This is a genomic window from Nostoc sp. T09, assembly GCF_002154695.1.
In the GTDB taxonomy this organism is placed as follows: Bacteria; Cyanobacteriota; Cyanobacteriia; order Cyanobacteriales; family Nostocaceae; genus Aulosira.
On record NZ_MTAV01000108.1, the window covers coordinates 38,347 to 49,916 of the forward strand.

Annotated in this window: 10 protein-coding genes; 8 read left to right on the top strand and 2 right to left on the bottom strand. The window is 42.2% G+C overall.

Annotated elements, in window-relative coordinates; genetic code table 11:
* The first annotated feature begins 59 nt into the window (after positions 1-59).
* On the top strand, positions 60-1,466 hold the full coding sequence (locus BV372_RS21145; RefSeq protein WP_086688460.1) for a DICT sensory domain-containing protein: 1,407 nt from the start codon (positions 60-62) through the stop codon (positions 1,464-1,466).
* A gap of 427 nt (positions 1,467-1,893) precedes the next feature.
* On the opposite strand, the gene BV372_RS21150 is transcribed toward BV372_RS21145, so the two are convergent.
* Positions 1,894-3,318: a sensor histidine kinase KdpD gene (locus BV372_RS21150; RefSeq protein WP_086688461.1), complete on the bottom strand. Its 1,425-nt coding sequence runs from the start codon at positions 3,316-3,318 to the stop codon at positions 1,894-1,896.
* A 640-nt stretch (positions 3,319-3,958) separates the two neighbouring features.
* Here BV372_RS21150 and BV372_RS21155 point away from each other — a divergent pair.
* Positions 3,959-4,435, top strand: coding sequence for a BON domain-containing protein (locus tag BV372_RS21155; protein WP_086688462.1), 477 nt, complete (start codon positions 3,959-3,961; stop codon positions 4,433-4,435).
* 336 nt (positions 4,436-4,771) lie between these two features.
* Complete coding sequence (locus BV372_RS21160; protein WP_086688463.1) at positions 4,772-5,509, top strand: hypothetical protein; 738 nt, start codon at positions 4,772-4,774, stop codon at positions 5,507-5,509.
* Between the two features lie 81 nt (positions 5,510-5,590).
* Here the strand turns inward: BV372_RS21160 and murG are convergent, their stop codons facing one another.
* Positions 5,591-6,667: an undecaprenyldiphospho-muramoylpentapeptide beta-N-acetylglucosaminyltransferase gene (gene murG, locus BV372_RS21165; RefSeq protein ID WP_086688464.1), complete on the bottom strand. Its 1,077-nt coding sequence runs from the start codon at positions 6,665-6,667 to the stop codon at positions 5,591-5,593.
* 83 nt (positions 6,668-6,750) lie between these two features.
* On the opposite strand from murG, the gene BV372_RS21170 reads away from it, so the two are divergent.
* From BV372_RS21170 to BV372_RS21190, 5 genes are all read left to right on the top strand, one after another.
* Positions 6,751-7,623, top strand: coding sequence for a hypothetical protein (locus BV372_RS21170; protein WP_086688465.1), 873 nt, complete (start codon positions 6,751-6,753; stop codon positions 7,621-7,623).
* A 199-nt stretch (positions 7,624-7,822) separates the two neighbouring features.
* A complete protein-coding gene (locus BV372_RS21175; protein ID WP_086688466.1) occupies positions 7,823-8,596 on the top strand; it encodes an SDR family oxidoreductase in 774 nt (257 codons plus the stop codon).
* A gap of 38 nt (positions 8,597-8,634) precedes the next feature.
* Positions 8,635-10,050 (top strand): cytochrome P450, encoded by a 1,416-nt coding sequence (locus tag BV372_RS21180; RefSeq protein ID WP_086688467.1) that lies wholly within the window; start codon positions 8,635-8,637, stop codon positions 10,048-10,050.
* A gap of 129 nt (positions 10,051-10,179) precedes the next feature.
* Positions 10,180-10,953 (top strand): ZIP family metal transporter, encoded by a 774-nt coding sequence (locus tag BV372_RS21185; protein WP_086688468.1) that lies wholly within the window; start codon positions 10,180-10,182, stop codon positions 10,951-10,953.
* A gap of 140 nt (positions 10,954-11,093) precedes the next feature.
* Positions 11,094-11,489, top strand: coding sequence for a VOC family protein (locus tag BV372_RS21190; RefSeq protein ID WP_086688469.1), 396 nt, complete (start codon positions 11,094-11,096; stop codon positions 11,487-11,489).
* Positions 11,490-11,570 lie beyond the last annotated feature (81 nt).

Genomic DNA, 11,570 nt, shown 5'->3' on the forward strand with positions numbered 1-11,570 from the left:
TAAAGACATAATTATCTTTTCCTATATCCTTCTCTATCCCACCTTCTTGTGCTTGACTAATGAATGATTCTCTAGCTCAGGATCTGTCAATTTATCAGTTGGCTTTGGCAATGGAAGCCCCTCCTCAACCATTACCCCTCAGTCCTGCTACGCTGCTATCACTACTCAGGTCACAAATTGACTTGCTGATTGAGCAGAAAATAGCAGCGACTTTATGGGTAAAGCTACCGCCAGGAAAAATTTGGCAATCAGAATTAATGCGCTATCAGTCCGCAGTGGATGTTTCTATCTATAACTGTCAGATTGATGAGCGGCGAAAAGGAGAAGCTAGAGAAGATAGATATTTTAGCCCATCACTCGATGACTTAGTGATTAAGTTATTACCAAATAAACTCCTGCAAAGAGAATATTTTGTGATAGTTTTGTCACCACAGTTTTGCAGTCTAATTTTGGCTCATCGACCGCCTAAAAGACGTAAAAATCAAATGTTAAGAAAGGGGAATTCTAGAAAAACTATGCCTTTACTGGCAATTACTACTGTGGAAGGCAGAGTAATTCAACCAGTGCTAGACAACATCAAACAAGCGAGAACACCAGAATCGGCTTTGATGCTCCCGCTTGATTTTCTTTGCCCGACTGTGCCCGAATCTAGACTGATGAATCAGCTTTTAGTCAAACAAGTCCAGCGACAGGATGAAATAAATCATCAACTGATGACAAAGCGCATCGCCAAGTTGCAGCAGCAAAATCAAAAACTCTCCAAAAAAGCACAAACCAAGGATGAATACTTGAGTAATGTGTGTCAGGAGTTGCGTACACCTCTGACTCACATGAAAACAGCGCTGTCGTTGTTAAATTCTCCAACACTGAAACCTCCCCAACGGCAACGTTATTTACAAATGTTAAATACCCAATGCGATCGCCAGAATTCGTTGATTACTGGTCTATTAGATCTGGTACATCTCGATCGCAATTTACAAGATTCGCCCTTAGAGTCGGTATGCTTGGCTGATGTTGTCCCAGGAATAGTTAGTACCTACCAGCCCGTAGCCCAGGAAAAAGGGATTATGTTAGCCTACACAGTCCCCACAGAACTACCATCTGTGTGGTGTGTGAGTGGTGGTTTGAGGCTGATTGTGATTAATCTGCTGCATAACAGTATTAAATTTACTCCTAGTGGCGGGCAAGTGTGGGTGCGATCGCGCGTGCATAATGATTATGTGCAATTAGAAGTCCGCGACACAGGTATTGGTATAGCTGAAACAGAGATTCCCAAAATCTTTGACAGCTTTTATCGTGTGCGTTCTGGCGCAACGGATGAATCTAGCGGGCCAGGGTTAGGGTTAACAGTAGTGCAGGAGTTACTTTGGCGTTGCGGTGGTTTTATATCTGTCAGAAGTAAGCCTTATGAAGGTTCGACTTTTACAGTCAATTTAGCCCGTGTGCGCGATCGCTCTTCAGTTTAGATGTAACGTTTCGCCACTTGGCAGATTTTCTTGTTTCTCTTGAGCCTCAATCCAATTCAACACGTCCTGAGCAGAACGCAGAGCATCTTCAATAAATCCTTGGTAATCAGACTAACTTTCTTTGCAGATATGAATGTTTTTATGGTTATATTTTAGTTGTTTATGAGGTTAAAGGCTCTCACACTTACAATTACTGCTCTTGACTTTATAATAGGTCGCCATGCATGACATGCATAGCTGCTGTCAACCACCATGACAAAGTTCAAAGCTTAATTTCACTGGGATTTGAAAACAGTCGATGGATTTGTTTTACCAGTCCCATCTGAATCAGATAGATCTAATTGTGAAGTTGTTATAGTTCAAAAATATAATATGCGATCGCCAAAGCACGCTGTACTCCGCGTAATCGCACCTGTAGAATTTGGGATCACCACTGCTTAGCACTAACTTCCAATGGTAAGAAAATAGTTAACACTTCCCCATATTGTGGACGCTGGCGCACAATTAGTTTGCCACCAATTGCTTGAAACAGATGTTTGGTTGCCGCAATATTGAGACTAATCGTACCTGTTTCTGGTTGGAACATCAGCAATTGACCTAAGGCTTTGCGAATGGGCGGCGTTGTTGGTGGGGTAGCTTTACTAGTATCTTTGCTATCTTTGCATTGAGCTTGGGGCGATAACTGTAACTTCAATTGATCTCCAGCCGGGATCACCTGAACTTGAATATGGCTACCAGCAGGTAAGCTACGGGTAAAATTCTCAATTAAACCAGTCAGTACCCGATCTAACATCGTAGGGTTACTCACTACTGTTGGCAGTTGTTGGGGTAAAACCACATCCAACGTTAAGTTACGCCGATTTGCCGCTTGTTGCCAACGAGGAATACTCTGCTCCAAGACTTGATCAAGAGACATCGGTGTTAGTTGAGTGTGTGCAGACTTTACCGGGTTAGATGTTTCTAGTTCTGCTGCTTTAAATAGCAACTCCATCCGGTCAATTTGTTCGGTACACTCGTGATCGATAACTTCTAAGCGATTAATTACATTAGCAGGTAAGTCTCGCCGCTTCAGCAGTAAGCGAGTCATGGTGCGAATAGTAGTCAACGGAGTCCGGACTTCATGGGCAAAGGCCTGGAGTAATTCCACATCCGAACGAGAAGGAGGAGATAAAGGTACAGAGACAGGAGGTGAAGCGGGGACATTCTCCTTCTCTTGTTCTGGTGCTAATTCTTGCAGCAACAACTGACTAAACTGCATGACAGTGCGATAATCTGGAGGCACTGGCGCAAATTTCTGAACTGATGCATCCAAATCAGCAAAAAAATCTGGGTTAGTCAGCATTACCCGTGCGCCTAAAGCACGCCAAGCTTGCTGGACTACCTCTGGGTCAAAGGAAAATAAAAAAGTTTTTTGGCCGCTCTTGTGTTTTGCTAAAACCAGTACTAATCTAAATTTATCTGTAAAAACTAAGCAAAATTGTTCTGTCCCCAGAGGATCGGCAGGTAATAACGGTAGCACTGATTCATGAGGAGCAATGTCTTCTACCATTTCTAGAGGTAGCGGCATTTCATACGGCATCAATGCCAAAGGATTAAATGGCTTTGCTGTGAATGTTACAGTTTGTAAGCTTTGAGTCAGTTTTGGTTGGCTAAACAAGGGTGCTGGTGCAGCTAAAACTAATCCTGGGGTGGCATCAGATGCAGCATTTGCCAAAGTATTGATTAGCAATTGTTCTGTTGCTGCTAGACTCATGCGCCACTGCCACTCTGCTTTTGCTGGTGAACATTCAGCCAGGGTTGACTGACTTTCAGCTAAAATTTCTCTCAGACTTGGCAATATCCATTCGTACACAGGTTTTCACCCCTTCGTTGAAGAGCGACTTACAGCAACTAAGTGAGGCATTTCACTACTTATCTACGAGGTTATAGTCATTTGTGCGCTGGCGACAGTCGTATAACCGAACAACATAGGCGCAATTTCCCCTGCATCTTGAAAATAGAGACTGGAAGGGAGCAGGTGAGCCAGCGCGGTCTTGGAGAACCTCCGCAATGGACTAGCTCCCCTGCCTACCCGTCACTGCTTCACCTATTGCTTTTTGACAAATAACAAATCAGCAATCGTAGATCATTAAAATTTTGGAGGATGATGTGCCAAACTTCCTCAAATCTGGTAATATCAAATGTCTATTGAGGGACTAACATAACCTACCTTGAGAAAAGCCGTTTGGTATCTATCTAAGTTCAGCCGATAGAAAGCCATCAAGTGTATGTGAAGTCTTACTCATCAATAGCCGCAACTGAATTTAAATTGGTACTTCGGTTGGAAGCTAAAATATTTCAGCCTCCACAAGTGTCAAAGTCTCAGCTTGCAATTATCTTAGTGTTGAATTTAGCACTTGGGTAATTTCAACTTTAATTAGTTTTTAACATTCGCTCCCCAACATCACACACAACTCAATTAATCGCTTCAACTACTCAATTCGGAGATTGATATGAAAAAGCTAATTCCATTATTAGTTAGCGGCATTCTGGTGGTTGGTACTTTTGGTTGCCAAGATGCAACAAAAACTAGTTCAAATACTTCCACTACTAATGAGTCTAGCCAACCAGCAAAAGAAGCATCTCAGAAAACGGCAACTGGAGCTAAAACTGCTACTGAAACTGGCAAAACCGCAGTCAAAGAAACAGGCGACAAAACCAAAACTGCAGTCAAAGAAGCCGCTGCAAACACCAAAACTGCTGCTAAAGACGCTGCTGAAAGTACTTCTAAAAGCTTGATTCTCAGCAAATTATCAGAAAAGATTCCTGGCAGCAAGTTAGTAGTTGAAGATAAAGATGGTGCTGTCACAGTTAAAGGAACAGTTCCCACTGAGGCTGACTTGAAGAAGATTGAACCCTTAGTTAAGGAACAAAAAGGTGTTAAGAGCGTTAAGGTAGAAGCAAAAGCTGCATCCGCAAAAGCACAGTAGAAAATTGAACAAGAATTCAGAATACAGAATCAATTAGTGGCAGATTTTTTGTCCTACTAATTGTAGTCTACTAAATTTAAGATTTAGCGGGGGTCTTTAACTCACTTACCCCCCAGTCATACAGAATTTATACTAAATTCTGGCTTTTGACTTCTGAATTCTTTTGAGATAAAAATATCCAATTAAGAGTTTTATAACTCTCAACAGGACTTACATTTGTGTTAAGTCCTATTTTTTTAGCAGCCATCTACAACGAAACAGAGATGCTCAAAATTGACTGCGATCGCTAGAATCAAAGTGGCTCAATTTTGGGTGTGTTGCGTTAAAAGCAAGTCAATGATCAATTGGATTCAAGCCGACGAATGGTGGTCGTACTTTGATAATTACTATGCTGTTGATTATCGTTCAATCCAAACTTACTTTTTTGAACGAGAATTTACTGTCGATATTACTCTAGCTGAACTACAAAAGATTATTCCGGTTCCTCCTGTTTCTAATCCTCTTGACATGAGTGAACCGGGTCCATGTGAAAGATGGTATGGTCGGCTTAATGATCTAATATTTTGGGTTACCTACTATCATACTGAAAGTAATAACTACACTTTGATTAATTGTATAGCTCCGTTTTCTTCAGAAAATTACCATTGGAAGTTTCTCGAGCAGCTAGTCGATTTGCCAAGCTCAATATTAAGTCGTATATCTTGGATCAATGGCGATAATGGTGCAGAAAAAGCTATTTATGTCACTGATAAAAACGGTTTAAGCTATGAGTTTTATCGAGCTAAAACTCACCAAGAGGCAAGAGAACTGATTGTTTTTTTACAGCCCTTTAAGTCTGAATTTAATTTCTACATTGATGAACCAGAGGATAGAAATTCAACTTGGGTAGCTGTCAAAATTCAACCAGGCGAACTAGATCAAATTGTAGCTAGATATAACAGCCGTTCTAGTACAGAAAGTTTAGCGAGAGCAATGTCTATGGATGATGATGCTTTGTATCAGGTCAAAGAAGAGAGAGGTGACGGTAAAATCGGTCTAGCTTTTGTTAAAGGTAAGGTTATCAACCAGCCTTGATGAATCGAAAGCAAGCTCTAGCTTTTGTTACTGCATTCCCTCTTTTCACTGAAAACATACCTGATTTCAGCAACGTCCTTTTTATCTCTCGATCGCTTCACGCAGTAATTGTGCTAACTTCTCTGCACTATCGGGAATAGCGATCGCTTTTGCTTTCTCTCCCATTTTGGCTAATTCTGTGGGTGAGTTCAACAAGTTCAAAACCTGAGTTTGCAAAACCTCAGCAGTTAACTCTGATTGTTGAAAGGCTAACGCCGCACCTGCTTTTGTAAATACGTTGGCATTGTAAGTTTGATGATCTTCAGCCGCAAAGGGGTAAGGAATCAAAATCGCTGGTGTGCCACACACAGCCAATTCTGTTAAGCTACCTGCACCAGAACGACTAATCGCTAAATTTGCTCGACGTAACAATGCCGCCATATTGTTATAAAACGGCAAAGCTATATACTGAGGGTGCTTGAGACTATCTGCCTCTGGATCTTTATCTCCAGTTAAATGCACTATATACGCTCCAGCATCAAACCAAGCAAGAGCAGAGGAGCGAACTAATTTATTAATTCCAACTGCGCCTTGACTACCACCAAAGACAATAATTAAGGGAACCCCATTAGGAATGGGTAAATCCAGCGATGCATTACTACCTTCATCTAAAAATTGCGATCGCACAGGAGTACCAACGTAGACATTTTTAGCACGAGGCAAATACTGGGCAGCAACTTCAAATCCTACGGCGACAGCACTACACCAAGGGCCAAAAAAGCGCGTGACTTTACCAGGTAAAGCATTGGATTCGTGAAAAACTACGGGTATTCCTAAAGAACGTGCCGCAATCACGGCTGGGCCAGCAATATAACCACCCGTAGTAAATACGCCTTGGAATTTTCCCTGTTTGAGAATTCGTCTCACCTCTATAATCGAACCGATCAGCTTACCCAAGATGCGGAGAGACGAAATACCAAAACCTTGCTGAAACCCCTCGACTGCAATAGTATGCAATGGATACTGCTTGGGAACAAGTTGAGTTTCTAATCGATTGGGAACACCCAACCATTCAATTTCATATTCTGGAAGTTTTTGTGCCAGTGCGATCGCTGGAAACAAGTGTCCACCAGTTCCACTGGCAGCTATTAATAACCTAATCGGTGCTTCTTCTACCATTAAACCCCTACCGTTTAGCGCTTAGCTTAACTAAGATAAAACAATTTCCCACCTTCTCTAGTGAAATCAGTAAACTCTTGCCAATGACTAACATTATTAATTTATTACTGAGACGCCATCGCAAATTTCCCACTAGCATCTGGCTAATTTTATCCATACTGACATTTGGTATAGCAACTACTTGGCAATGCACTCAAGCAAGTACAACACAGCAATCACTACACACCAGCAAACCATCATCTGAGCGTCTAGCAGCCGAGAAAATCGCTCAAAACGCTCCCCCCGAATTGGCAAATTTGTTGACACAAATTGATACAGCCGCAAGCCAAGGTGATGTAAAAAAGGTAATCGAATTCTACAGCCCTAATTTTGTTCATGGCGATGGATTAAACCGCCAAACTCTGGAAAAAGCCTTAATTGACCTCTGGAAGCGCTATCCCAAATTAAGATACACCACTCAGTTGCAATCTTGGCAATCTGAAGGTAACGCCATTGTCGCTGAAACAGTCACTAATATAACTGGCTTACCTTCTGCTAACAGTAATAATTTAGCTCTGAATGCCACAATTAAGTCACGTCAACGCATTTCAGGTGCAAAAATCCTCCGTCAAGATATTTTGTCGGAACGTACCTCTCTTACTTCAGGTAGCAAGCCACCTCAAGTTGATGTTAAGTTACCACAACAAGTGAAAGTTGGACAGCAATATAATTTTGATGCGATCGTCCAAGAGCCATTAGGGGATGACTTTATCCTTGGAACAGCGATAGAAGAACCTATTCAAGCAGACAAATATCTTAACCCCACACCCGTAGATTTAGAATTACTTACCTCTGGCGGACTGTTTAAAGTCGGACGCGCACCATCTACTCCTGGTAGCCAATGGATTTCTGCCGTAATCCTACGAGGAAATGGGATGACGATGGTAACACAACGTCTCCAAGTAGTGAAAAAATAGTTTAGGCATTGGGCATTGGGGAGCCAGTGCCGTGGGCGGGTTTCCCGACTTGAGGCAACTGGCGTCATTGGGCATTGGTAATATTGCTATTTTCCCCTTTTCTCACGTGTCCCCCGTGTCTCTCTTCCAGTCTCTAATCTTGGTCATTAGTTCCGAATTGTTGGAAAATTGACACTGGACTGTTGACTCTTGACTAACAATGATTTCTCTGGAAAATCAAATCGTTCTGATCACTGGTGCAAGTAGTGGTATTGGTACTGCTTGCGCCAGAGTTCTTGCTGGTGCGGGTGCAAAACTGATTTTAGCGGCGCGACGACTGGAACGTTTACAGCAACTAGCAGAAGTACTTAATAAAGACTTTAATACCGAAATTTATTTATTACAGCTAGATGTGCGCGATCGCGCTGCTGTGGAATCTGCTATTTCTAGCCTACCTTCTTCCTGGTCTGAGATTGACATTCTGATCAATAATGCTGGTCTGAGTCGTGGTTTAGACAAGTTGCACGAAGGCAGCTTTGAGGATTGGGAAGAAATGATTGATACTAATATTAAGGGATTGCTTTACCTTACCCGCTATGTTGTTCCTGGGATGGTAAAACGCGATCGCGGTCATGTGGTAAATATTGGTTCTATCGCCGGACATCAAACTTACCCTAATGGCAATGTCTATTGTGGTACGAAAGCCGCTGTCAGAGCAATTTCTGAGGGCTTAAAACAAGATTTGCTAGGCACTCCTATCAGAGTAACTTCTGTCGATCCCGGGATGGTAGAAACAGAATTTAGCGAAGTCCGCTTTCATGGCGATAACGAACGTGCCAAAAAAGTTTACCAGGGAGTCACTCCCCTAACTCCAGATGATGTGGCTGATGTGATATTTTTCTGCGTCACGCGATCGCCCCATGTGAATATCAATGAAGTAGTCCTCATGCCTGTTGATCAAGCTAGCGCCACCCTAGTCAATAGACGCAGTTAAAATAAAAACATTTGAATAAATTTGAGCTTCGCAAAGCTATGCAGAATACTGCCAACGCTGAAGAAGTACTTGTACTTGAGGATGGACAAGCGCCACCTACCGGGACTACCACTCCACCAAGAAAGCCAAAGTGGTATGACACATTTGAGTACATCTCAAATCCCGATCAGTTCTGCCGCAAAAATCTCCAAGAGTATGGCCCTATTTTTAATACAGGAGTCTTTGGTCGCACTACCATCTTTGTAGGCTCCGCTAAAGCTATTCAAATGGCATTTAATGGGGATTTAAAATATACCGAGATTGCACTACCAGCAACCACAATGGATATGTTCGGTGAGTACAGTCTATTTCAAAGACCTGATTTGCATCGTCAGCGTAAAAATGCCCTAGCGCCTGGATTGACTGGCCGTGTACTTGATGGTTACACGCCCGAGATTAATAACGTGATTGTGCGTGGTATTCAGGATTGGGCGATCTCCAGCCAAATAGCAGTTTACCCAGCAGTAGAGAAGATTTGTTTTGATGTCCTCACGCCTCTACTATTAGGAATCAGTTTAGATGACTCTCATCCTGAAACTTTCAAGGGACTACCAATTAGCTCTAAGGCAGAGCTAAAAGCTTTGTACAAAACTTACTTTGATGGCTTCTATGGTTTGTCTCGATGGAAGTCGCCCTTAACAAAATACGGGCGTGGGTTTTTGGCACGTACCAAACTCCTGGAGTTTATGCGTGCTGTGGTGCATCGGCGGCGAGATGAAGGCAAAGCAATGAACCCCACGGGTGATTTCCTCTCAATGATGCTAAGCAGCCAGCAAGAAAATCCTGATGGGGTATTTAGTGATGAGCTAATTGAGAATCAGTGTCTATTAGAGTTATGGGCTTCGTTGTACCAAATTTCCGCTTTGGTATCTTCGCTCATGTACCAAATTGCCCGCCATCCGCAAGTGCTGCCAAGATTGCGCGAGGAACAAGCCAGTCTGATGGGTAGAAACAGTCAGGTCAATATGTTCTCACCTGAACAGCTGAAGCAGATGGTATTTTTAGAAGCGACAATCAAGGAATCACTACGGACTCTACCTCCTAGTTCTACAGCCAGCCGTCTACTCACCAAGTCTGTAGTACTCGATGGTATGTTGTATAACAAAGGGTGTGTAATTATAGCAGAACCACGGATTGCACACATCATGGCAGAACACTATCACAATCCAGAAGTATTTGCTCCGGAGCGTTTTCTCCCGGAACGAGGCGAGGGCAAGATGTATGAATTTATTCCCTTTGGTGGCGGCATCCACGCTTGCTTGGGAGCACAAATGACGCTGGCAATTACAAAAGTGTTTGCGTCTCATTTGCTACAAAGATTTAACTGGGAGGCAACAGGTGAACCCAAGTTTGTGCAGTTTCCTCTGAAACATCTCAGGGCTGATTACCAAATCAAGATTACGCACAAAGTTTGACATCCTCTCAACATATGACTTTTTTATCGCAGTCAAAAAACATCTGCGATTTTTTTATGATAATTATTTGCAACTCATAATCATTTCGACTATGATTTAATTAAATCAACGAAATCAAAAACCCCAGCTATGGAAAGCCTTGTTATTGGTGCAATAGCCAGCTTAGGCGCAGGACTTGCCACAGTCGTCGGTGCCTTACCAGTATTACTGCCAATAAATCTCACGCAGCGAGTGCAAGGAATTATGTTGGGGTTTGGAGGGGGAGTAATGTTAGCGGCGACATCCTTCTCGTTAATTGTGCCTGCAATAGAGGCAGCAATAGCTCAAGGGCAATCCCAAATTAGTGCAGCTTTAATTATTGTTGTGGGAATACTGCTAGGTGGAGTATTTCTACAACTAGCACATCAGTTTCTACCCCACGAACACTTTTTTAAAGGGCAAGAAAATGTTCGATACAATAACCTTAAGCGAATTTGGCTATTTATTGCCGCAATTACTATTCATAACTTTCCCGAAGGATTAGCTGTAGGAGTTAACTTTGGCAATAATAATATTAGCGATGGAATTCCTGTAGCTTTAGGAATTGGCTTGCAAAATATTCCAGAAGGATTAGTAGTTGCTTTATCTTTAGTAGCTGAGAAATATTCAGCAGGTTATGCTGTATGGATTTCGCTGCTTACAGGTTTAGTCGAACCGATAGGCGGTTTGATTGGTTTAGGAGTAGTAAATATTGCCAATTTTATTCTGCCTTGGGCAATGGCATTTGCAGCAGGAGCAATGTTGTTTGTAATAAGTGATGAAATTATTCCCGAATCTCATCGCCAAGGCTTAGAAAAAGAAGGAACTATCGGTGTGATGGTGGGATTTGTCATCATGATGTTTTTGGATACTGCGTTAGGATAATCCCTTATTTATAGAAATGTAGGGTAGGCATTGCCCACATAAATCCGGATATGGTAGGCATTGCCCACCCTACGATTAAGGTTTGGAATTTGTAACTAATCAACAAAAAATATTACTTTTCTAGTTAACAGGAGTAAAGTATGAACATGATACGGTTTGAACACATTAACCTTTCTTGTAAAGACATTGACACGACTAAAAACTTTTACCAAACTCTATTCCCAGATTGGTATGTGCGAGCCGAAGGCGTATTCAATGGCGATCGCTGGATGCATTTTGGCAACAACCAATTTTATCTGGCTTTAAATGACGATTCTGAACAAGAAAGAGTGCATCAGCCTTACGAAAGCATTGGCATTAATCATGTTGGCTTCGTGATTAACGATGGCGAAGCTATGCAAGAGTTGCTTGATGCTAAAGGCATAGACTATTACACAATGACAGCCACTGAAACCAAGCATAGAATTTATGTCAATGACCCAGATGGCAACGAAATTGAGTTAGTTGAATATAACTCTGATTATGCTCTCGCATAGTCAGCACAAAGACTGCTGTTCAGATCCCCGACTTCTTGAAGGATACAGCTGGCGAATAGGGGGTAATACCCTACAAAAGTC